At 61.1% G+C, this 23,244-nt stretch carries 22 protein-coding genes; 7 read left to right on the top strand and 15 right to left on the bottom strand.

Going from position 1 to position 23,244, the window contains the following annotated elements; translation table 11 throughout:
• Positions 1–55: 55 nt before the first annotated feature.
• The 8 genes from AB4O36_RS04125 to AB4O36_RS04090 form a co-directional block, all read right to left on the bottom strand.
• A complete protein-coding gene (locus AB4O36_RS04125) occupies positions 56–862 on the bottom strand; it encodes a DUF4892 domain-containing protein (RefSeq protein WP_460142108.1) in 807 nt (268 codons plus the stop codon).
• A gap of 106 nt (positions 863–968) precedes the next feature.
• A complete protein-coding gene (locus AB4O36_RS04120) occupies positions 969–1,823 on the bottom strand; it encodes an alpha/beta hydrolase (RefSeq protein ID WP_460141114.1) in 855 nt (284 codons plus the stop codon).
• Positions 1,820–2,626: an alpha/beta fold hydrolase gene (locus AB4O36_RS04115; protein ID WP_460121858.1), complete on the bottom strand. Its 807-nt coding sequence runs from the start codon at positions 2,624–2,626 to the stop codon at positions 1,820–1,822. The genes AB4O36_RS04120 and AB4O36_RS04115 overlap by 4 nt, the downstream gene beginning before the upstream one ends.
• Positions 2,627–2,747: 121 nt before the next feature.
• On the bottom strand, positions 2,748–3,191 hold the full coding sequence (locus tag AB4O36_RS04110; protein WP_460141113.1) for a hotdog fold thioesterase: 444 nt from the start codon (positions 3,189–3,191) through the stop codon (positions 2,748–2,750).
• Positions 3,192–3,223: 32 nt separating this feature from the next.
• Entirely contained in the window at positions 3,224–4,891 is a 1,668-nt protein-coding gene (locus AB4O36_RS04105; RefSeq protein WP_460141112.1) for an AMP-binding protein, read from the bottom strand.
• 94 nt (positions 4,892–4,985) lie between these two features.
• On the bottom strand, positions 4,986–5,438 hold the full coding sequence (gene sixA, locus AB4O36_RS04100) for a phosphohistidine phosphatase SixA (protein WP_460141111.1): 453 nt from the start codon (positions 5,436–5,438) through the stop codon (positions 4,986–4,988).
• Positions 5,435–5,782 carry a DUF4389 domain-containing protein gene (locus AB4O36_RS04095; RefSeq protein WP_460141110.1) on the bottom strand — a complete coding sequence of 116 codons (348 nt, stop codon included), beginning with the start codon at positions 5,780–5,782 and terminating at the stop codon, positions 5,435–5,437. Before AB4O36_RS04095 ends, sixA begins: the two co-directional genes overlap by 4 nt.
• A 31-nt stretch (positions 5,783–5,813) precedes the next feature.
• The gene (locus AB4O36_RS04090; protein WP_460141109.1) at positions 5,814–6,839 is read right to left on the bottom strand and encodes an NAD(P)H-dependent glycerol-3-phosphate dehydrogenase; all 1,026 of its coding nucleotides are present in this window, start codon (positions 6,837–6,839) and stop codon (positions 5,814–5,816) included.
• 196 nt (positions 6,840–7,035) lie between these two features.
• Here AB4O36_RS04090 and AB4O36_RS04085 point away from each other — a divergent pair, with 196 nt between their 5' ends.
• The 6 genes from AB4O36_RS04085 (at position 7,036) to AB4O36_RS04060 (ending at position 14,557) form a co-directional block, all read left to right on the top strand.
• Complete coding sequence (locus AB4O36_RS04085; RefSeq protein WP_460141108.1) at positions 7,036–9,159, top strand: TonB-dependent receptor plug domain-containing protein; 2,124 nt, start codon at positions 7,036–7,038, stop codon at positions 9,157–9,159.
• Positions 9,160–10,092 (top strand): ABC transporter substrate-binding protein, encoded by a 933-nt coding sequence (locus AB4O36_RS04080; protein WP_460141107.1) that lies wholly within the window; start codon positions 9,160–9,162, stop codon positions 10,090–10,092.
• Entirely contained in the window at positions 10,089–11,990 is a 1,902-nt protein-coding gene (locus AB4O36_RS04075) for an ATP-binding protein (RefSeq protein WP_460121842.1), read from the top strand. The genes AB4O36_RS04080 and AB4O36_RS04075 overlap by 4 nt, the downstream gene beginning before the upstream one ends.
• Before the next feature lie 247 nt (positions 11,991–12,237).
• Positions 12,238–12,753, top strand: coding sequence for a 3-hydroxyacyl-[acyl-carrier-protein] dehydratase FabA (gene fabA, locus AB4O36_RS04070; RefSeq protein ID WP_003227150.1), 516 nt, complete (start codon positions 12,238–12,240; stop codon positions 12,751–12,753).
• A gap of 11 nt (positions 12,754–12,764) precedes the next feature.
• Positions 12,765–13,985 (top strand): beta-ketoacyl-ACP synthase I, encoded by a 1,221-nt coding sequence (gene fabB, locus AB4O36_RS04065; protein WP_460141106.1) that lies wholly within the window; start codon positions 12,765–12,767, stop codon positions 13,983–13,985.
• 383 nt (positions 13,986–14,368) lie between these two features.
• Positions 14,369–14,557, top strand: a complete 189-nt coding sequence (locus AB4O36_RS04060) for a hypothetical protein (protein WP_460121838.1) — start codon at positions 14,369–14,371, stop codon at positions 14,555–14,557.
• A gap of 62 nt (positions 14,558–14,619) precedes the next feature.
• On the opposite strand, the gene AB4O36_RS04055 is transcribed toward AB4O36_RS04060, so the two are convergent.
• From AB4O36_RS04055 to AB4O36_RS04025, 7 genes are all read right to left on the bottom strand, one after another.
• Positions 14,620–15,162 (bottom strand): DUF2058 domain-containing protein, encoded by a 543-nt coding sequence (locus AB4O36_RS04055; RefSeq protein ID WP_460121836.1) that lies wholly within the window; start codon positions 15,160–15,162, stop codon positions 14,620–14,622.
• A 28-nt stretch (positions 15,163–15,190) separates the two neighbouring features.
• Positions 15,191–16,024 carry a nucleoside triphosphate pyrophosphohydrolase gene (gene mazG, locus AB4O36_RS04050; RefSeq protein WP_460126580.1) on the bottom strand — a complete coding sequence of 278 codons (834 nt, stop codon included), beginning with the start codon at positions 16,022–16,024 and terminating at the stop codon, positions 15,191–15,193.
• 143 nt (positions 16,025–16,167) lie between these two features.
• Positions 16,168–18,411 carry a GTP diphosphokinase gene (gene relA, locus AB4O36_RS04045; RefSeq protein WP_460141105.1) on the bottom strand — a complete coding sequence of 748 codons (2,244 nt, stop codon included), beginning with the start codon at positions 18,409–18,411 and terminating at the stop codon, positions 16,168–16,170.
• Between the two features lie 121 nt (positions 18,412–18,532).
• On the bottom strand, positions 18,533–19,885 hold the full coding sequence (gene rlmD, locus AB4O36_RS04040) for a 23S rRNA (uracil(1939)-C(5))-methyltransferase RlmD (protein WP_460121831.1): 1,353 nt from the start codon (positions 19,883–19,885) through the stop codon (positions 18,533–18,535).
• Positions 19,885–20,787 carry a cysteine synthase CysM gene (gene cysM, locus AB4O36_RS04035; RefSeq protein ID WP_460141104.1) on the bottom strand — a complete coding sequence of 301 codons (903 nt, stop codon included), beginning with the start codon at positions 20,785–20,787 and terminating at the stop codon, positions 19,885–19,887. Before cysM ends, rlmD begins: the two co-directional genes overlap by 1 nt.
• A 128-nt stretch (positions 20,788–20,915) precedes the next feature.
• Positions 20,916–22,325, bottom strand: a complete 1,410-nt coding sequence (locus tag AB4O36_RS04030; protein WP_460141103.1) for a histidine kinase sensor domain-containing protein — start codon at positions 22,323–22,325, stop codon at positions 20,916–20,918.
• On the bottom strand, positions 22,312–23,034 hold the full coding sequence (locus AB4O36_RS04025; RefSeq protein WP_460141102.1) for a response regulator transcription factor: 723 nt from the start codon (positions 23,032–23,034) through the stop codon (positions 22,312–22,314). Before AB4O36_RS04025 ends, AB4O36_RS04030 begins: the two co-directional genes overlap by 14 nt.
• 26 nt (positions 23,035–23,060) lie before the next feature.
• Between AB4O36_RS04025 and AB4O36_RS04020 the strand changes: the two genes are divergently transcribed.
• Entirely contained in the window at positions 23,061–23,225 is a 165-nt protein-coding gene (locus AB4O36_RS04020; RefSeq protein WP_460141101.1) for a hypothetical protein, read from the top strand.
• The last annotated feature ends 19 nt before the right edge of the window (positions 23,226–23,244 follow it).

Here is a 23,244-nt window from a genome sequence, read left to right as displayed (position 1 = left end):
AAGTCAGTCTGCAAAAGAATAGGCGAATGCGCCCCGCGCACCCGCCTGGTACAGCTTATCGCAACAGCTCCATGTGCAGACCCGAGCCTTCGACGCTACCGGTTTCAAGGCGCGCCGTGCGCACGCCCTGGCCAATCAGCGCCTGACGCCAGGCTTCGGCATTCGGCCCGGACACGCTCACCCGCAGGGTAGTGTCCAGATTCAGGCCACGCGACAACAGACGCAGCCAGGTCTCCTCGGGGGCGCCGGTCAGCTGTGGAAAATCGAGCTCCCCCGTGCTTTTGAGCTCACGCAACAAGGTCGCGGAGGTTGGCAGCAATTCCCCCAGCGGCGCAGTCGCGTCAAACTGCTCAACGTGCAGGTAGGCCTTGCGATTGCCCCGGGTGATGCCGTACAGCGCCACCAGCGTGTTGTCGTTGGGCGCCGCCAGTCGTAACAGCAGGTATGCCTGCTGCTCATCGGAACCATAGAGCTTGGCGTTGCCGAAGACTTCATTGGCCCACAAGCTGCTCTCGCCACAATCGCGGGCCTGGCACCAGAACAGCAACTGCGCATCCTGTTTTTGCAACGCTTCGCGAGCAGTGGTGAACGCAGCGTTGGAGGTATGCTCCGGTGGCAATTCGTAGGTTACCGAAGTGGTATGCCCCCGCGCGCTGACCTGGCCGTCGAAGCGCAACTGGCCGCTGATCTTGCGAATCGAACCCATCGGATAGATCCGCTCGAGTTCGGTCGCGGGACGATAGTCGACGATCTGCGAATCGGTCATGCGCGGCACGATCGGCAAATCCTGACTGCCCGGAACATCCGCGGCAAATGACAGAGAACTGAAACTACAGAACGTCAGCAGGCTGAGTGAACGTATGGATAAGGTCATCGGATCAGCATCGCCCGGGCACCCTCGGTGTAGAGATCTTTCATGGTTGTCTCCCCATTCAACCCGACCAGCCTCGACAGTTGCCGAACGCAAGTCAAGGAATGGCGAAGAACCGATTGAAACAGTCTGCTACAAGATCCGCTCCGGACTCGTCATTCAGGTGCAAATGATGACCGCCTGGCAGCTGTTCAAGGCTAAAGGGTAGACGCTCCAGCAACTCGGGGTGTTTGGCGAGCATGCCGTCGGCCGCGACAACCAACAGCGCTGGGCAACTGATACGGTGGACGAAGGCCATCGCCTGCTCGGTGGTCAGGCGCAGCGGCGACGGCAGCGTCAGGCGATTGTCCGTTCGCCAGGTGTAGCCACCCGAGACTGGCATCAGGCCCCGTTGTGCCAGCAGCTCGGCGGCTTCTCGACTGACGGCCACCAGGCCCTTCATGCGCGCTTCGATGGCGCGGTCGAGGGTGGCGTAGATAGGCTTGCGTTTTTCCCGCAGGTCCAACTGCGCTTGCAGTGCCATGCCCATGCGCTCGGCGGCGTTTTCACCTTTGTCCGTCGGCGGGATGACGCCATCGATCAGGGCAAGATGGGTCACGCGCTCAGGCATCGATCCGGCGATGATCAGCGAAGCGATGGCACCCATGGAGTGCCCCAGCAGCGCAAACCGTTTCAAGCCCATTTGCTCGGCGACTTGCAACACATCGTGGGCATAGTCCCACATGGCATAACCGGCACCCGCCGGACGATGCCCGGAATGACCATGACCGGCCATGTCCAGTGCGACGATGCGCAGCCCTTTGAGCTTGGGCGCCAATCGGGCAAAACTGTTGGCGTTGTCCAGCCAGCCATGCAGGGCAATGACCGGCAAACCGTCTTCTGGACCGAACAGGTGCGCTGCCAGTTCGATATGCGGCAGGCTCAGGCGAACTTCTTCGACCACCGGCTTCATGCGCAATCCCGTTGTTGTCGACCGCCCCAGCGGCTGAACAGGTCCTTGAGCAGCGTGGCGGTGTCCTGTGGCCGCTCGAGGGGAAACATGTGCCCGCCCGGCATGGTCAGGGACTCGCCCTGTGGCAGGCGCCCGACGGAACTGGCGTGATGACGCATGACCACACGGCTGTCACGCCCACGCACGACCGCCAGCGGCACCTTCAAATGACGCGTATGGCCAGGGCTGGTGTGGGGCACGCCACGGTAGATGCTGATTTCGGTGGCGGGATCGAAACGCAGGCGCAACTTGTCACCTACCGGTTCCAGACCGTGTTGCAGGTAGGCGTCGAAGCATTCCGGATCGAAACTGCGGAACAGGGTTTTACCGGCGAAATAGCGCCGGGCGCTGTCGAGGTCGGCAAACTCTTCCTTGCGCCCCAGCGTACGCCCCGCCGGTGTCAGGCGGTCGATGAAGCCAAAACGCTTGGCTGCTCGGATCACCCACTGATCGGCGCGGGTGAGCACTGGCGAGTCGAGCATGACTACGCCTCGGTACAACTCAGGGCAACGCAACGCCGCATGCAGGTGCAGCACGCCACCGAAGGAATGCCCCACCCCCCAAATCGGTTGCGCCTGTTGTTCGAGGTGGTGAATCAGCTCGTCCACCAGGTTATGCCAGTTGTCATCCGCCGGGAAACGCGGGTCATGGGCGTGCTGCGGCAAATGCGCAACCTGATACTCGGGCGCCAACGCCGCGAACAACTTGCCGTAGGTCCCCGAGGGAAAACCGTTGGCGTGAGCGAAAAATACCTGCTGCGACATACCGGCGAAGTCCAAAAACAATGACAGGCGTTGATTGTCCGCAAGACAGGGACCCGCAGCAATGACCGTAACTGCCAGGAATGATGACAGTCCGGTCAGGCGAATACCCCGCCGTTTGCAATCAACGCGCCGGCGGGTTCTCACCCAGTGGCACCACCGCCATGGTCAGGCGTGACACGCAACTGGCCTTGCCCTCGTCACTGGTCAGGCGAATGTCCCAGACGTGGGTGGTGCGCCCGATGTGGATGGGCTTGGCGACAGCGGTCACGCGCCCGCTGCGCAGGCCGCGCAAATGGTTGGCATTGATTTCCAGGCCCACGCAGTAGAACTTGCTGGCGTCGATGCACAAGTAGCTCGCCATGGAACCAACGGACTCGGCCAGCACCACCGAGGCGCCCCCATGGAGCAAACCATAAGGCTGGTGGGTGCGATGGTCGATCACCATGCTGGCAGTCAGGGACTCGTCGTCGAAGGTTTCGAAGCGGATGTCCAGCACTTCGCCAATGGTGTTCTTCTGAATTGCGTTCAATTGCTCGATGTTCGGAGTGGTACGCCACAAACTCATCGCAGGCATCCTTTATTGATTTTGTTCGTGACTCAATCCTGCCACAGCACCGCATCCCTGTGCTCGCTCCATTCTGCAAAACGCGAACCGTAAGCCGCCTCGATCACATTGCGCTTGATTTTGAGGGTCGGCGTGAGGAAACCGTTCTCCACCGCCCAACTGTCCTTGACCACCACCAGGCGATGCAGACGCTCGTGCTTGTCGAGAACGCCGTTGACCTCCTCCAGCAGTTTTTCCAGGCTCGAGTGCAGTCCCGCGCGCGCGGCACCCACGGCGTCCTGTTGCCCGACAGCCGACAGCACGCACAGCCCCAGTGGCGCGATCAGACCGTCGCCGACCACACACACCTGCTCAATCCGGGAATGCACCGCCAGACGGTTTTCAATCGGTGCCGGCGCTACGTACTTGCCTTTGCTGGTCTTGAAGATTTCCTTCAGCCGCCCGGTCAGGCGCAGGTTGCCTTCGGCGTCCTGCTCACCCTTGTCACCGGTACGCAGGAAGCCGTCCCCGGTGAGGGTGTCTGCGGTTTTCTCCGGCTCCTTGAAATAGCCGAGCATGGTTGCCCCGCTGCGCACCAGGACTTCGCCGGATTCGTCGATCTTCACTTCAACATTCGGGCACGGCTTGCCGATCCAGCCTCGCTTGTTCTCGCCGGGCCGACCGATGTGGGAATACCCGCAGCTTTCGGTCATGCCATACACCTCCAGCACGTCCAACCCAAGCTTGCGGTACCACAGCAGCAAGGTCTGAGGGACTGGCGCCGCCCCGGACAGGGCCACCCGCAACGCATCCAGCCCAAGCCCGGCGAGCACCTTTCGCCCTACCCGCTTGCCAATGAAAGGCAAACCCAGGAGCAAATCCAGGCGCTTGGCTGGGATCTTGCCGTATACGCCCATCTGGAACTTGGTCCAGATCCGTGGCACGCCGAACAATGCCGTGGGGCGCGCACGCTGCATATCGGTGAGGAAAGTGTCCAGGCTCTCGGCAAAAAATACGGTTTGCCCGGTGTAGATCGAAGCCAGTTCGACGAACATGCGTTCGGCAACGTGGCAGAGCGGCAGGTATGACAGCAGTCGATCCGACTCATTGAGACCGAACAACTGGGTGCCGCCGCTGGTGGCGAAACCCAGGGTGCCAAAGGTGTGCATGACACCCTTGGGCAGACCCGTGGTGCCGGAGGTGTAAATGATGGTCGCCAACCGATCGGCGGCAGGCATCGGATTGTCCAGGATCGGCGAGCAGGCTTGCAGGTCGTCCCAGCTGTAACTGAAGCTGCCCGGCGGGTGCAGCGGCAGGCTGATGGTGGGTAGATCGGGACTGACTCCACGGGACATGGCGGGCCAGTCATCGAGCTTGCCGATGAACGCCAGGGCCGCCTCGGAGTGTTGCAGCACCTGCGCGACGGAATCGGCGGTGAGGTTGGGGTACAACGGCACCGACACATGCCCGGCCATCCAGATCGCCAGGTCAGCGATGATCCAGTGGGCGCAGTTTTTCGAGATCAGAGCGATGTGGCTGCCCTGCGGCAATTCACGGGCCCGCAACCAGTGCGCCGCGCACCGGGCTTGATGACCGACGTCTGCCCAGGTCAGGGTTTCGACCTGGCCGCCGCCCACTGGCTGAACCAGGTAGCGCTGACGGGGATGACGGGCTTCACGCTCGTAGAAGACGTCCAGCGGCAAACGAAAAGCAGCAGACATGCGACTCGCTCCTTTGTTTTTGGTCTGGAGCAAGCGTAGCCAACCAAGCGGTTGCTTGGTTGATTACTTCACAAAAAGATACATATCACCGCATCTACGGGTGCTTGATACCATTCAGCTTCATCGCCCCGGCCACCGGGAGATCGCCCTCCAGTTCGGCCAGGCCCGCGGTCTTGACCGCTTCGGGCTCCTGCACGTGGCCGTGTTGCAGGTAACCCAGCAAATTACCCACCAGCGGGTTGTGGCTGACCAGCAACGCGTGGTCCACCGAGACCAATTGTTCGGCAACCGCTTGCGGGCGGTTGTCTGGGGTCAGCCATTCCACAGTGCGGATGTCCGGTGCGAAACCCAGGGCCGTGCGCACGATCTCGGCGGTCTGCTGTGCACGCAGGTAGGGGCTGGCGTAAATGGCCGTGATGGGACGCCCCATCAACTCGGCCGCTGAGCGTAAAACCTCTTCCCGACCGTGGGCCGTCAGTGCCCTTTCGGAATCCGGACGTTTGCCGTAAGGCTCGGCTTCACCATGACGCAATACCCAGAGTTTCATAGCTTGGGTTCCTCATCTCGGGTCGGATGCGGCGCCGGCGCCACGACGTGCGCAGCTTCACCTTCCGGGGTGCGCGGCGTCGGCCAGTCGGCGAACGGCCAGGGTTTCTGGTCGCTGTGGAACGTGCCGAATCGACCGATCTGGGCCAGGAACTGGCTCAGGCTGTCGCCGAAATTCATCAGGCTGGCGCTCGGAGCGCCATAAAACAAACGATAGACCAGTTGCACCAGCACCACGGCGCCGAGCATGAACTGCGCCACCTGCCACACCAGCAGGAAAACGATCATCCATAACACCCGCAGAAGGATCGACTCGTACTGGTCTTCTACTTTCGGTTCGCTCATGTGCAATGCCCTGCCCTTGTCTATAGCGTGATCAGTTGAAACCACTGGTGGAAATGAAATCGACATCAGTTTTGGGTTCGCCGCGCATCAGCAGTTCAATCACCTGACTGAGCGTGCGCCCTTCGAACAGGATCGCGTGCAGCCCGGCGACCAGCGGCATATATACGCCGACTTCCTGGGCCTTGGCCTTGAGCACTTTGAGCGTGTTGACACCTTCGGCCACTTCGCCCAGGCGCGCCACGGCGTCTTCCAGGCTCAAGCCCTGGCCCAGTGCAAAACCGACCTGATAGTTGCGGCTCTTGGGCGAAGAGCAGGTCACGATGAGATCACCGACCCCCGCAAGCCCGAGGAATGTCATCGGGTTGGCACCCTGATTCACTGCGAAACGGGTCATTTCCGCCAGTGCACGAGTGATCAGCATACTTTTGGTGTTTTCGCCCATGCCCAGTGCCACTGCCATGCCAGCGATGATCGCATAGACGTTTTTCAACGCCCCGCCCAGTTCCACGCCAAAACGGTCGGCGCTGGCATACACGCGAAAGGTACGACCGTGCAGCGCAGCCTGAACCTGCTGGCAGAGCGCTTCGTCTTCGCTGGCGACCACGGTGGCGGTCAACGCGTGCTCGGCGACTTCCCGGGCCAGGTTTGGCCCGGACAACACACCTATGCGCGCCTGGGGAGCGATCTCTTCGAGGATCTCGCTCATCAGCTTGAATGTGTGGGCTTCGATTCCCTTGGTCAGGCTCACCAGCATCTTGCCGCTCAGCAGCTGCGCGTGAGGGGCCAGCACCGACCGCAGCGCGCTGGAAGGCAGCGCAACGAAACACAGCTCACACGCCGCAAGCGTCGCCAGCAGGTCCGTGGTGGGCTCCACGGCAGCAAGCACCTTGATGCCCTTGAGGTAGCGCGGGTTCTCGCGATTGACCGCAATGGCTTCGGCCTGTGCGGGGTCACGCATCCACAGGCGAACCTGGTGCCCGTTCTCGGCCAGCAGATTAGCCACGGCGGTACCAAAACTTCCGCCTCCCAGAACCGCAATCGGGCGCTGTTCAGTCATATGCAATCCGTTAATCCATACCAGTGGCGATGCCGGCATTATACGGAGCGGCCCAGTGACGGACAGCCCCCGCATCAAATACCGGCACTTGTATGAAGATGACCAATAATGACGAGGAAAATGCGGTCATCGTGACTGGAAAAGTCGATGGGCTCGGTTAACATGCGCGCCAGTGATTCGCTATCAAGGATGTGTCGTGTCGTTTGGCTCTGCTTCAACTCGCTCGCCGCTGGTCCTGGCGCTGCTCCTCAGCCCGCCGTTGCTCGCTGACGACCTGTTCACCGACAGCGAGCAACTGCCACAGGTGCTGACGGCCACGCGCCTGAAACAGTCGCCCGCCGCAGTGCCCGGCAGCATGACGGTGATTGACAGTGAACTGATCGACAGCAGCGGCGCCCGGGACATCAGCGAACTCTTGCGCCTGGTGCCGGGCATGATGGTCGGCAACATCACCGGCAATCAGCCCGCCGTGAATTATCACGGCACCAACGCCAGCGATGCGCGGCGTCTGCAGGTGCTGATCGACGGTCGCTCGGTGTACCGCGCCGGCCTGGCCACGGTGGACTGGAGTGATATTCCCGTGGCCATGGAGGACATTGAGCGCATCGAAGTCTTCCGCGGCCCGAACACCGTCAGCTATGGCGCCAATGCGCTGATGGCGGTGGTCAACATCATCACCCGCCACCCGGCTGACAGTTTCGGCACGCGATTGAAGGTCACCCGCGGTCAGCGCGGCATCGACGACTTCTACGCCAGCCAGGGCGTCGGCTGGGACACTGGTGACCTGCGCCTGTCGATGTCCGGCCAGCAGGACGACGGCTTCGATTCGGACCGTCATGGCGCCGATTACCGTGACAGCCGACGCCTGAACCGCATCAACCTCGCCATCAGCCAGGCGCTCGACGAGTGGCAAAGCCTGGACTGGCAATTCAATGCCAAGGAAGGCAGTAATCAGCGGCCATACACCTACCGGCCGGTGTTCTCGGGGATTACCGCCGCCGGCAACAATTCCGACGTGAACGCCAAAGACTATGCCGGCTCGTTGCGCTGGAACCTGGACATCAATCCTGAACACAGCCTTTATATCCAGGGTTCGGCCCAGCACTGGGATCGCCAGCAGACGTGGCGGGCCTGCGACGCCGAAATTTCCTTCAGTCCCGAATTGACCGAACTCTGGCAGCTCAACCCCAATTACACCGAGCGACTGGCGCGCAACATCACCCAATACCTGGGTCCCGGCGCCCCGACCGGCACGGCGGCGCAACAGACGCTGGCCAACCAGGTGCTGGACCAGTGGCGCGCAGGTGCCGGGCAAAGCCTGTGCGGCGACATTGACCAGAGCATCCGCGAGTCGCGGTACGACCTTGAATTACAGGACACCCTCAGCCTGTCCGACAGCCTGCGACTGGTCAGCGGCATGAACTATCGTTACGACCGGGCCGACTCCGAGACGTACTTCAATGGCAAGTTCGATGACACCACCTGGCGTACCTTTGGCCATCTCGAGTGGCGGGCAACCGAGCACTGGCTGTTGCAGGGTGGCGCGATGTTCGAGGACACCCGGTTGACTGGCAGCTCGTTGACTCCGCGAATGGCGGTCAACTACCTGATCAATCCTCGCCATGGCCTGCGCGCGGTGTACTCGGAAGCGATCCGTTCGCCGGACATGTTCGAGAACAATGTCAACTGGAGCTACCGGGTCACCAACCTGCAACCTGCGGCCTTCGGTCAGAGCAGTGCGCGTTATTTCGTCAGGACCCGCGGCCCCGGGGACCTCGACAAGGAACGCATGCGTTCCAGGGAAGTGGGCTACAACGGCTATTTCTCCGAGTGGGGACTGGCCGTGGACGTGAAGGCGTTCCACGACGAGATCACCGGCATGATCAGCGAGCCCTTGCGCAATAACCAGTACATCGCCAGCAACGCCAACAGCTCGCGTTTCACCGGGGCGGAAACCCAGGTCGACTGGCGCCTGGGCAGTGCCGACCGGTTGCGCCTGACCTACGCCTATGTCGATGCCCGGTCAAGCAACCCGCTGGACGCCCGACAGACCGCCCGCAACAGTGGTTCCGCTGGCTGGTTGCGCAACTGGGGCCAGGGCTGGAACAGCGCGCTCTTCTACTATGGTGATGACACCCTCAACGGCTATCGCTTTGAACGGGTCGATACACGCATCGCCAAACGCATAGGCTTGGGCAAGGCCACGCTGGAGCTGGCCGGCGTGCTCCAGCAACGCCTCGATCATCAGCCCACCACCTTCGTCGACAACCGTTATGACCAGCAGCGGGTCATGTACTTCAGTGCGGAGCTGGTGTTCTAGATGCCGCCGCGCCTGTCACGGACGATGCCCTCCCTTGGCCGCCTGCTGGCCGGGTTGTGTCTGGCACTGGTCGCTTGGCTGGGGAGCCTGTCCGCCCGCGCCGAGGATATTTTACTGACGGGTGCCGAAGACAGTCCGGGCATGCAGGCCTTCGCCACGGCCCTGGGCGAACTGCGCCCCACCGACACCGTACATTTTCAACCGCTCAGCCAGTTGCCGGCACCGAGCCAGTTACCCAGGAAAACCCGATTGATCCTGCTCGACCTGCCGAGCCTCGACTGGCGCCTGCAAGACCCCCGAGGCCCCGCAACGCTGGCGCTGCGCATCAGCCGCCTGCAAGCCCGCGAACGACTGGGAGCCACGCTGCCCCCATGGCTGACCCTGCTTTGGAGCGATCCGCCGCTGGATCGACAATTGCATCTGACCCGTATCCTGTTGCCCCAGGCCAGGCGAGTCGGCGTACTTTACGACCGTCATAGCGAATTTCTTCTCAATGAACTGCGTCTGGCCGCCAGGAAGCTGGACCTGGAGATCGTCACCCAGCGCTGGGACAATTCCCATGACAGCCGCCCTTTACAGGCCTTGCTGAAGAACAGCGACGTGTTGCTGGGCCTGGAGGATCCCGACCTGTACAACTCAAGAACCGCGAAAAACCTGTTGCTCAGCAGTTACTCGCGCCAGACCGCCTTGATCGGTCCCAGCGCTGCTTTCGTCAGGGCCGGCAGCCTGGCCAGCAGTTACAGCGACCAGAGCGACTGGCTGACGGTTCTCGACGAACTGCTCGACCGCCCGACGGACAGTTGGCCGCGCGCGCATTATGCCAATCACTTCAAAGTCTTGAGTAACCCACAAGTGGCTCGTTCATTAGGTATTGAACAGATCGATGAAGCCCGGGTCGCAACACAGTTGGCCGCAGGAGAAAGCCGCCCATGACTTTCCGTCGTCGCTGGGACATCAACACCCGCACGCAAATCATCAGCCTCGGCCCGGCGCTGCTGCTCACCCTGCTATTGATCAGCTTTTTCACCTTCGTGCGCATCCAGGATCTGCGCCAGGAGCTTAACCACACCGGCCAACTGATTGCCAACCAGTTGGCGCCGGCGGCGGAATACGGGGTGATATCCGGCAATAACGAAGTCCTCGATAGCCTGCTCAAAGCCACCCTGGCCACACCGAACGTTCGCTTTTTGGAAGTCCAGGACAGCGCCAACCGGATTCTGGTGTACGTCGAACATCCCTCGGAATCCCACAGCCGCTCGCAGCAGGTCGAAGTGTTTCAGGCACCGGTTCGGCTGCAACGGATCGCGCTGCACAACGACTTTTTCCCCGGTAGCAAGGTGGCCAACGCAGCGCCTGCCGAAGATTACCTGGGCCGGGTGATCGTCGGCCTGTCCAACGATGCCTTCAGCAAACGCCAGCAAGAAATCCTGTTCAAGGCCGGCATCCTCGCGCTGTTCGCCCTGCTGTTCACCTACCTCATCGCCCGGCGCCTGGCCGGCAGCCTGTCGCAGCCGATCCGTGACATTGGCAACGCCGTCAAGGCCATACAGGGCGGCGACTACACGACTCCATTGCCGATTGTCGACGACACCGAACTCGGCGCGCTGTCGCAGCACATCAATAACCTGGCCAGCGGCCTCGAACAGGCCAGCCGCGAACAGCACCAGGCCATGGCACAACTGATCCAGACCCGGGAGGAGGCAGAGAAGGCCAACAATGCCAAATCCGATTTCCTGGCGATGATGAGCCACGAACTGCGCACACCGATGAATGGCGTGCTGGGCATGTTGCAACTGTTGGAGACCACCGAGATGACCGAGGAGCAGGTCGAGTACGCGGCGTTGGCTTCGGAGTCCACCGAACACCTGCTCAAAGTCATCAACGATATACTCGACTTCTCGCGCATCGAACGCTCTGAACTGGAACTGGAACACATTGCGTTCAACCTGGCAGACCTGATCGGTAGCTGCGCCCAATCGTTCCAGCACAGCGCGGCGCAGCGGGGGCTCCATTTGGCGCTGCAAATTCCCGAAGACATGCACGCCCTGCAGGTTCAGGGCGATCCGACACGAATCCGCCAGATCCTGGTGAATCTGGTCGGCAACGCACTGAAATTCACCGAGCAGGGCCGCGTGAGCATTGAAGCGCAATGGCAGGCGCTGGACCACGAACTGTTCTGGTTTACATGCACCGTACGCGATAGCGGCATCGGTATTCCGGCCGAGAGTCTGGAGTCGATGTTCAACGCCTTCCAGCAAGCCGACAGTTCCATATCCAGGCGATACGGCGGCACTGGCCTGGGCCTGCCAATCGCCCGCACGCTCGCCGAACGCATGGGCGGTACGCTGCGTGCCCAGAGTGAGGAAGGACGCGGCTCGGCCTTCACCCTTGAGATTCCACTGGCGCGCCATAAACAGCCGTTGCCCGTACTGGCGCCTCGGGTACCTGCGGGTAACAGCGACGGTGCGGGCCGCAATGTGCTGTTGGTCGAAGACAACCCGGTCAACCAGACCGTGATCGAGGCCATGCTACGCAGCCTGGGCTTTACCGTCAGCGTCGCCACCGATGGCGCTCAAGCGGTACGCAGTGCCGAAAGCCTGATTTTCGAAGCGATCCTGATGGACTGCCGACTGCCGATCATCGATGGCTACGAAGCCACTCGACAGATTCGCCAGTTACCCGGTTGCAGCGACGTACCGATCATTGCACTGACCGCCAATGCCCTGCAGGGCGACCGCGAAACCTGCCTGTCGGCGGGAATGAACGATTATCTGGCCAAGCCGTTCAAACGTACGGATTTGCAGCAGATTCTCCAACGATGGGTGCAGTGATACAGGCCTTTCGAGCATCTGTGACTGGCGTGAAAGGCGAAATTGCGGCAGTCTTAGGCACCCGAATAGCCTCGAAAAGGGGCTTGAATAATAATTTCAGTGCACAAGTGTACTTTCATGTCCTTGGTGCTGTGACTTTCACTACAACGCAATAGTCTATGAGTAGGCTGCCGAATCGAGGCATGAACGCTTCGATCGGCCGGGAAGATTTGCCCCACCTGCCGCATGGGATTATTGAGGAGCTCGCATGACCAAACAAAACGCCTTTACCCGGGAAGACCTGCTGCGCTGCAGTCGCGGTGAGCTGTTCGGCCCAGGTAACGCGCAACTGCCCGCCCCTAACATGCTGATGGTTGATCGCATCACCCTGATCAGCGAAGAGGGTGGCAAGTACGGCAAAGGTGAATTGGTCGCCGAGCTGGATATCAATCCGGACCTGTGGTTCTTCGCCTGTCACTTCGAAGGTGACCCGGTGATGCCAGGTTGCCTGGGCCTCGATGCCATGTGGCAGCTGGTTGGTTTCTTCCTCGGCTGGCAAGGCCTGCCGGGCCGTGGCCGCGCGCTGGGTTCGGGCGAAGTGAAGTTCTTCGGTCAGGTGCTGCCAACCGCCAAGAAAGTCACCTATAACATTCATATCAAGCGCGTCCTCAAGGGCAAGCTGAACCTGGCCATCGCCGACGGTTCGGTCACTGTCGACGGTCGCGAGATCTACACCGCCGAAGGCCTCCGGGTCGGCGTTTTCACCTCCACTGACAACTTCTAAGGGTTATCCGCATGCGCCGCGTCGTTATCACTGGTCTGGGCATCGTTTCGTGCCTGGGCAATGACAAAGAGACCGTCTCCGCTAACCTGCGTGCAAGTCGCCCTGGCATCCGGTTCAACCCGGAATATGCCGAAATGGGTCTGCGTAGCCAGGTTTCCGGCTCCATCGACCTCAACCTCGAAGAACTGATCGATCGCAAGATCTATCGTTTCGTCGGCCACGCGGCGGCTTATGCCTATCTGGCCATGAAAGACGCCATCACCGACTCCGGCCTGACCGAAGAGCAAGTGTCCAACCCGCGTACCGGCCTGATCGCCGGTTCCGGTGGCGCGTCCACGCTGAACCAGATGGAAGCGCTGGACATCCTGCGCGAGAAAGGCGTCAAGCGCGTTGGTCCATACCGCGTAACGCGGACCATGAGCAGCACCGTTTCGGCCTGCCTGGCGACGCCATTCAAGATCAAGGGCCTGAACTACTCCATCGCTTCTGCCTGCGCCACCAGTGCTCACTGCATCGGTACCGCCATGGAACAGATCCAGATGGGCAAGCAGGACATCGTGTTCGCCGGCGGCGGTGAAGAAGAACACTGGAGCCAGTCGTTCCTGTTCGACGCCATGGGCGCCCTGTCCAGCAAGCGCAACGACACCCCGGCACAAGCCTCCCGCGCCTACGACGCCGACCGTGATGGTTTTGTCATCGCTGGCGGTGGCGGCATGGTGGTAGTCGAGGAACTGGAACACGCCCTGGCTCGTGGCGCGAAGATCTACGCGGAAATCGTTGGCTACGGCGCGACGTCCGACGGCTACGACATGGTTGCCCCAAGTGGTGAAGGCGCGATCCGCTGCATGCAGCAGGCGCTGTCCACCGTCGATACCCCGATCGACTACCTGAACACCCACGGCACCTCGACCCCGGTCGGCGACGTCGCGGAAATGAAAGGTGTACGTGAAGTGTTTGGCGAGAAGGCACCGGCCATCAGCTCCACCAAGAGCCTGTCCGGTCACTCCCTGGGCGCCGCCGGCGTTCATGAAGCGATCTACTGCATGCTGATGATGGAAGGCAACTTCATTGCCGGCTCCGCCAACATCGACGAGCTGGACCCGGAAGTGGCTGACCTGCCAGTGCTGACCAAGACTCGCGAAAACGCCAAGATCGACACCGTGATGAGCAACAGCTTCGGTTTCGGTGGCACCAACGCGACGCTGGTACTCAAGCGCTGGGAAGGCAAGTAATCCCCTTCTGCTGCGCCGTAACTGAAAACGCCCCGACTGGTTCGGGGCGTTTTTTTGCCTATCCCCCCTCCTCTGTAGGAGCGAGCATGCTCGCGATGGTCGTCAACGATAACGCTGGCTGCCTGAATGCCCGCGGTGACTGGGCTACCATCGCGAGCATGCTCGCTCCTACAGGGGGGCGTAATCACCTGTTCAAGATGAAGCATTTGTCATGCAACCAAACGCCCTGCGACCGAATGTCGCGGATTTTGCGGGCTGTAGCACTGTTGCGAATTTCGCAATGAATCTTTACCGATTTCGCGCGTTTACTTAGCCGGCTAACAAATCCTATAACTGAGTCCTGCACACGCCTTGCTGCAGATCACAGAAATTGGAGCTAGCAGATGACTGTAAAAGTAACTGAACGCGACGATTCACACATGTCCCATGAAGGCGTAGCCGCCGGTATCCGGATCTGGGACGTGCATCAACAAGACTTGCTGGTCGGGATGTTTCATAACGAAATCGACGCCCACAACTACAAGGCCGAACTGGAAATACAAGAGCGGCAACGCGAGCTACGCTCCGCATGAAACCACAGCATTAAAAACGACAAACCCCGCCATGAGCGGGGTTTGTCGTTAGGCAAGCAGGCTTACCACATCAGATCGTCAGGGATCTGGAAAGCTGCGTACGGATCGTCCTCAGCCGCCGCTTCTTCGGTCTGCACATTCAACTGCACGATGCGCTGCGGGTCGCGCTCCTGGATCTTCAGGGCCGCTTCACGGGGGATCACTTCGTAACCGCCGCCATGATGCACGATGGCCAGCGAACCGTTGCTGAGCTTGTTGCGCATCAGCGTGTTGACGGACAGGCGCTTGACCTTCTTGTCGTCGACGAAGTTGTAGTAATCCTCAGTGGTCAGCTTTGGCAGGCGCGTGGCTTCGATCAGTTGCTTGATCTGTGCGACACGGGCCTTGGCTTCGGCTTTCTCCTGCTGCTGGCGATTGAGTTCCTGGTCGCGCTTGACCTTCTCGGCCTTGGCTTCCTGGGCGGCACGCTGCTGGGAGTCATCGAGTTCAATCTGCCCCTTGTGGGCCAGACGTTGCTGCTTCTGCTTCTCTTTGCCGACCTGCTTGGCCTGCTTTTGGTTGACCAGCCCTGCTTTGAGCAACTGGTCGCGAAGGGAAATGCTCATGGTGCTTGTTTCTCGCTTGGGCCGCTGCTCAACCGCAGCTGGGTAAATTCTTTTCCTGGCGTTTGGCTTCGCCCCACAGGGCGTCCAACTCTTCGAGGGTGCAATCTTCCATGGGTCGGTGGGTGTCGCGCAATGCCTGTTCGATAAAACGGAAGCGTCTTTCGAACTTGCCGTTGGCGCCACGCAGCGCAGTTTCCGGATCGACTTTCAAATGACGCGCCAGATTGACCACCGAAAAAAGCAGATCACCGACTTCATCGGCAATCGCTGAGGGGTCGTCAGCGGCCATCGCTTCGAGGATTTCGTCGAGTTCTTCACGCACCTTGTCCACCACCGGCAAGGCATCGGGCCAATCGAACCCCACCTGCCCCGCACGCTTTTGCAGCTTGGCCGAACGGGACAATGCCGGCAACGCGGCAGGCACGTCATCGAGTAACGACAATTGCTCAGGCGCCTCGGATTTCTCGGCGCGCTCCTCGGCCTTGATCGCTTCCCAACGCTGCTTGACCTGTTCCTCGCTCAGGCGCGGAACATCCAGCGGTGCGTACAAATCGCCCGTGGGGAATACGTGCGGGTGACGGCGGATCAGCTTGCGCGTGATGCTGTCGATGACGCCGGCAAATTCGAAGCGCCCTTCTTCACGTGCCAGTTGGCTGTAATAAACCACCTGGAACAGCAAATCACCCAGCTCGCCCTGCAAGTGATCGAAGTCACCTCGCTCGATGGCGTCGGCCACCTCGTAGGCTTCCTCAAGCGTATGCGGGACGATGGTGGCGTAGGTTTGCTTGATGTCCCAGGGACAGCCGAACTGCGGATCGCGCAGACGGCTCATCAGGTGCAGCAGGTCTTCAAGGCTGTACATCATTCACTCTCACCACATCTGAACCTGTAGGGGCGACGGTGCGACGATTCGACTTGCTCGCGATGAGGGCGTGTCAGCAGTATTTGATTGCCTGACACACCGCTATCGCGAACAAGCTCGCTCCTACAGTGGGTCTCATGGTCTCATGGGGTTCGGTTACGCCGCGTCTCGATGATGTTCGGCAACTGTGAAATCCTGCCCAGCAACCGCCCCAGTGCATCCAGGCCTGGAATCTCGATGGTCAGGGACATCAGTGCGGTGTTGTCCTCCTTGTTCGAGCGCGTGTTGACCGCCAGCACGTTGATCCGTTCGTTGAGCAGCACCTGGGAGACGTCACGCAGCAGACCGGAACGATCGTAGGCACGGATGATGATGTCCACCGGGTAGGTGAGCACCGGCACCGGGCCCCAACTGACCTGGATAATCCGCTCCGGTTCGCGACCGGCCAATTGCAACACCGAGGCGCAGTCCTGACGGTGGATGCTGACACCACGGCCCTGGGTGATGTAGCCGACGATGGCGTCCCCCGGCAGTGGCTGGCAGCAGCCGGCCATTTGCGTCATCAGGTTGCCGACGCCCTGGATCTGAATGTCGCCGCGCTTGCCCGGCTTGTAGCCGGTGGCCTTGCGTGGGATCAGCTCCAGCTGTTCGTTGCCGCGCTCCGGCTCGACCAGTTGCTGCGCCAGGTTCACGAGTTGCGCCAGACGCAAATCGCCAGCACCGAGCGCGGCAAACATGTCCTCGGCGGTTTTCATGTTGGCCTTGTCGGCCAGTTTCTCGAAATCCACCGCCGGCAGGCCGAGGCGATTAAGCTCGCGCTCCAGCAGGGTTTTACCGGCGGCAACGTTCTGGTCACGCGCCTGCAACTTGAACCAGTGGACGATCTTCGCCCGCGCTCGGGACGTGGTCACGTAACCCAGGTTCGGGTTCAGCCAGTCGCGGCTTGGCGTGCCGTGCTTGCTGGTGATGATCTCGACCTGCTCGCCGGTTTGCAGGCTGTAGTTGAGCGGTACGATGCGCCCGTTGATCTTCGCGCCACGGCAGTTATGGCCGATTTCGGTGTGCACGCGATAGGCAAAGTCCAACGGCGTTGCCCCCTTGGGCAAGTCGATGGCGTGACCGTCCGGGGTAAAGATGTAGACCCGGTCCGGCTCGATATCGACGCGCAGTTGTTCGGCGAGGCCGCCGATATCGCCAAGCTCTTCGTGCCACTCGAGCACCTGACGCAGCCAGGAGATTTTTTCTTCGTAGTGGTTGGAGCTGGGTTTGACATCGGTGCCCTTGTAGCGCCAGTGCGCGCAAACGCCCAGCTCGGCTTCTTCGTGCATGGCATGAGTGCGGATCTGCACTTCCAGCACCTTGCCTTCAGGACCGATCACAGCGGTGTGCAGCGAGCGGTAGCCGTTCTCTTTCGGGTTGGCGATGTAGTCGTCAAATTCTTTCGGGATGTGTCGCCACAGCGTGTGGACGATCCCCAGCGCGGTATAGCAGTCGCGCATTTCCGGCACCAGCACACGGACCGCGCGCACGTCGTAGATCTGGCTGAACTCCAGGCCCTTGCGCTGCATTTTGCGCCAGATGGAATAGATGTGCTTGGCCCGCCCACTGATGTCGGCTTCGACACCGGTGGCCTGCAACTCGCTCTTTAGCTGGCACATCACGTCGCTGATGAAGCGCTCGCGATCCAGGCGCCGCTCGTGCAGCAGCTTGGCAATTTGCTTGTACTGGTCGGGCTCGAGGTAACGGAAGGACAGATCCTCCAGTTCCCACTTGATATGACCGATACCCAGGCGGTGCGCCAGCGGTGCATAGATGTCGAAAACTTCACGGGCAACGCGATTGCGCTTCTCGTCATCGGCGGTTTTTACCGCACGGATCGCGCAAGTGCGTTCAGCCAGTTTGATCAAGGCAACACGCACGTCGTCGACCATGGCCACGAGCATCTTGCGCAGGTTTTCCACCTGCCCCTGAGTGCCCATCACCATGGATTTACGCGGACTCAGGCTGTCGCTGATCGCCGCCATGCGCAGCACGCCGTCGATCAGTTTGGCCACCACCGGACCAAAGCGCTGGCTCACGGCCGGTAGCTGGATCTGCCCTTCGCGGACGCCGCGGTACAGGACCGCAGCGACCAGGGAGTCCTGATCGAGTTTGAGGTCGGCGAGAATCTCGGCGATCTCAAGGCCCGTGCTGAAACTCGAGGTCCCTTCGGACCACAGGTTTTTTGCCGCATTGGCCTGTTGTTCTGCCGCACGAGCGAACTCGCACGCGTCCTTCAAGGCTTCGCGATCCAGTGCCATGTCGACACTGACCGCATGATCGAGCCAAGCCTCGAGATTGATAGTGCCGTCGGTGTTGATCGGCTGGTGTGCTCTCACCTGTACCATCTTGCTTTACCTTCCCTACGACGCAGATTCAATGCGTCAAATCGCTGACCTTCGTTGCCGGTGCACTCGCGGGGCGAGACGAGTGCTGCACGGGCGGGTCAGTCGGACCAGACGAGCCGTCCTAGCTCGCTTCAAATAACGCCATGGCCTCGACATGTGCCGTCTGAGGAAACATATCGAGAATCCCGGCACGTTTTAACCGGTAGCCCTGCTTGATCAATTCGACCGTGTCGCGCGCCAGAGTTGCAGGGTTGCACGACACATACACCAACCGTTCGGCGCCCAGTGTCCTGAGTTTGCGTACCACCTCGAAAGCGCCGTCTCGCGGTGGATCCAAGAGTACCGCACAAAAGCCTTCGCGCGCCCATTCGGCATCGGTCAAAGGCTGGGATAAATCGGCCTGAAAAAACGTCGCATTATGCAGATTGTTGCTCGCGGCGTTCGCGGCAGCCCGATCGACCATCGCCTGCACACCCTCGACCGCCACCACTTCGCGAACGACCTTCGCGAGCGGCAAGGCGAAGTTGCCCAAACCACAGAATAGATCGAGAACACGCTCATCTGCTGTCGGTTTCAACCACTGCAGCGCCTGGGCGACCATCGTTTCGTTGACCGCGGCGTTGACCTGGACGAAATCGCCCGGCCGGTAAGCCAGTTCCAGATCCCACTGTTCGAGGCGGAAGCCCAGGCTCTGATCGCCGTCGACCGGGTGTGGTTGGCCCTCGCCATGCAGCCACAATTGCGCCTCATGGAACGCGCAGAAATCCTTGAGGACGGTCAGGTCGGCATCAGACAACGGCGCCATGTGGCGCAGCAACACCGCCAGCTTCGTTCCGCTGAACAACTCCACATGCCCAAGAGCCTGCGGTTTGCTCAAGCGACGTAACATCTCCGGCAGACGCGTCATGATCGGTTGCAAGGGCTGTACCAGCACAGGGCATTCGTCGATGGAGACGATGTCCTGACTGCCCGCCGCACGGAACCCCACCTCGAGCTTTTTCGCCTTGAGATCCCAACGCACCGCCACGCGGGCGCGTCGGCGATAAGCAAACTCCGCACCGGTCAATGGCGCAGCCCATTCTTCAGGCTCGACGCCTGCAACCCTGGACAATTGCTCCGCAAGCATGCGCTGTTTCAGGGCAAGTTGTTCATCGTGCGGCAAATGCTGGACACTGCAACCGCCGCAACGACCGGCGTGTTTGCACGGTGCCGGACGCCGCAGCTCGCTGGCGGTGAACACCCGCTCGGTACGCGCCTCGACCACTTTGCCGTGGGCACCCAACACTCGGGCCTCGACTTCTTCCCCGGCCAGTGCGCCAAGCACAAACCAGGTACGACCTTCGAAAAATGCGATGCCGCGACCGTCACTGGCCAGGCGTTCGATGCTCAAGCGCTGCTTCTTGCCGGTCGGAACCTGCGGCGCCTTGGTGCCACCGGTGGGCTGGAAGCGCAGGCCTTTCTCATGCTTGGCCATCAGTTGGGCGCGTCGAAAATGCCGGTGGACAGGTAACGGTCGCCACGGTCGCAGATGATCGCGACGATCACCGCGTTTTCAACTTCTTTGGACAGGCGCAGCATGCCGGCCACGGCACCGCCCGAGGACACGCCACAGAAGATGCCTTCTTCGCGGGCCAGGCGACGGGTCACGTCCTCGGCTTCGCTTTGCGCCATGTCGATGATGCGATCCACGCGGTCAGCCTGGTAGATCCTGGGCAGGTACTCCTGCGGCCAGCGGCGGATGCCGGGAATCGACGCGCCTTCCATCGGCTGCAAGCCGATGATCTGCACGTTACCGTTCTGCTCTTTCAAATAGCGCGACGTGCCCATGATGGTGCCGGTCGTGCCCATGGAGCTGACGAAGTGCGTGATGGTGCCCTGGGTCTGCCGCCAGATTTCCGGGCCGGTGGTGGTGTAGTGCGCCTCGGGGTTGTCACCGTTGGCGAACTGGTCCAGCACCTTGCCACGGCCTTCGGCCTCCATGCGTTGGGCGAGATCGCGGGCACCTTCCATGCCTTCTTCCTGGGTGACCAGGATCAGCTCGGCGCCGTAGGCGGTCATGGCGGCCTTGCGTTCGGCGCTGGAGTTGTCTGGCATGATCAGGATCATCTTGTAACCCTTGATCGCGGCGGCCATCGCCAGGGCGATCCCGGTGTTGCCCGACGTCGCTTCGATCAGCGTATCGCCGACGTGGATCTGCCCGCGCAATTCGGCACGAGTGATCATCGACAGCGCCGGACGGTCCTTGACCGAACCCGCCGGGTTATTCCCTTCAAGCTTGAGCAATAGGGTGTTGCTGGTGGCGCCAGGCAGGCGCTGCAAACGAACCAGCGGAGTGTTGCCGACGCAATCGGCGATGGTTGGGTACTGCAAGGTCATGGCGTATTCGCAATCCAGACTGCGGGGGCGCCTATCATACCGGCAAACGTGGGCAGGCCATATCACGCAAAGTGTGGTGCTTATGGCTTATGGGAATAAGCGATTCATTTCCTGTGGGAGCGCGTGTGTCAGGCGCCCAGCGGCGCTCTCGGGTTCATCGCGAGCGTGCTCGCTCCTACAGGGGCGTCGTCTTCGGCCAACAGGCGTATGTTCAGGCGCAATCCGCTGCCGGTGTTCTCAGCCCAGAGTTGTCCACCCTGGCGTTGCACCGCGTTGCGCGCGATGCTCAGGCCCAGGCCGAAGCCACCGTTGCCCGGGCGTGAGCCGTCCAGGCGAATGAACGGCGAGAAGATCCGCTCCAGGTCTTCTTCATCCACCCCACCGCCCTCGTCTTCCAGCCACAAATGCCAGAAGTCACCCTCCCGGCGGCCATCCAGGCGCACGATGCCATCCGTCGGGGAGTGACGAATGGCGTTGCGCAGGATGTTTTCCAACGCCTGTGCCAGGGTGTTGAGGTTGCCGCGCACCCAGCAGGACGCGTCCACCCGGCATTGCAAGCGGCCCGAGGGGCAGGCGCTTTCGTAGCAGGCGTTTTCCGTGAGCATTTCCCATAGGGCCTGAACCTGAATCGCTTCGTCAGGCAACGGCGCGCGCTCGGTATCGAGCCAGGCCAGTTGCAGCGTGTCCTCGACCAGGCGCTGCATGCCATCGACTTCGCGGCCGATGCGCTCGCGCAGTTGCGCCAGGTTCTGCTCGCCTTCGCTGGCCACGCGCAAACGGCTCAAGGGCGTGCGCAATTCATGGGACAGATCGCGTAGCAGTTGTTGTTGCAGGGCCACGGTGCTTTGCAGGCGTTCGGACATGTGATCGAACGCGCGGCCCAACTCGCCCAGTTCATCGGAACGGTTGGTGGTTCGCCGCGACAGGCGCACGCCCAGTTGGTCGGCACGCCAGGCGTTGGCCTGCTCGCGCAATTGATTGAGGGGCACCACCAGCAGGCGATACAACCCGATACACAGCAGCAGGGTGAACAAACCGGGAATGACGCCATTGGTGATCACGCGCCAGAACATCTGATAGCGCCCGGGCTGGAAGCGCTTGGGCAGTTCAATCACCAGGCTGCCGGCCGAAGGATCACCGGGAAACGGCACGCGCATCCACGGCAGGTTGTTCTTGTGGATCGGCCAATCGAGGCCACGCAGGAACGTCAGGCGTTCGATCTGCTGATCAGTCAGCGGCAAGTTGCTCAATGACTGCAAATCACCGCTGATTACGCCCGACCATCCGTGCTCACGCTGGCGCATCAGCGCAAGCCAGGCATCGACGCCGTCGCTTTGCCCCTGGTGCCACGCCTGTTCGGCTTCGGCAGCGTATCGCGTCAGTGTGCCCCGGGCCTCGTCCGAGAGAAACTGGTTGCGTTGCTCCATGTAGCGACCCCAGGACCAGCTCAACCAGATCATCAGCAGACAGAAGCACACCAGCAGACAGGCGAGCTTCCAGAACAACGAATGTCGGCCCGGCAGGTCAGTCCACTTCATGGTCGGCACTCAAGACGTAGCCTTTGCCCCAGACCGTGCGCACTTCGCGCTCGGTGTAGCCGATGGCCTTGAGCTTGCGGCGGATCTGGCTGATGTGCATATCGAGACTGCGGTCGTGCGCCGAGTACCCGCGCTGCAACACGTGCTGATAAAGGAAGGCCTTGCTCAACACCTCATCACCGTTGCGGTTGAGCGTGTCGAGCAAGCGGTATTCGCTGCGGGTAAGGCCGGCGGCCTGTTGACCGCAGAACACGTCAGAACTTTCTTCATCAAAGCGCAGGTTGTCCGCTGCCGGCGCAACCGGTTCGATGGCCGGCCGCCGGTCAAGCGCGACACGGCGCAGTATCGCCTCCAGGCGCACGCACAATTCGGCCATGCTGAAGGGCTTGGGCAGGTAATCGTCGGCGCCAAGGCGAAACCCGCTGATGCGATCGGCCTCGGCCCCCAGTGCAGACATGAGCACCACCGGGGTGGAATGGCTCTGGCGCAACTCGGTCAACACCGACAGGCCATTGAGGCCCGGCAACAGAATATCCATCAATACCACGTCGAAGGTTTTCTCACGGGCCATCGCCAGGCCCTCCTGCCCGTTCTGGCACCAGGTGACCTGGAAACCGCTGCGGCGCAACTGCTCGTGTACGTAGGCACCGAGCACCAGGTCGTCTTCGATGGAAAGAATTCGGGGATGGCCAACAGCGCTGGGAGTCATGATTATCTGCAAATAATTCTCAGTTGATGATTATTCAAGATTGCCTCGCCCGGGACAAGCCGAGGTTGACTGGCACCCTCAAAGCCCCGGCCAACCCGACGAATGGCGACATCAATTTTACGAGCAATGCCCGCGAGCAAATCGCTACACTGCGCAAATGGCGCGCACCGGACGTGCGCGCCGGTTCCTAAATGGCGGGATGCGGGAGAG

Source organism: Pseudomonas sp. S2_E01 (assembly GCF_054668365.1).
Note: the sequence above shows the minus strand (reverse complement) of the source record. Positions and strands in the feature narration are given on the sequence as shown.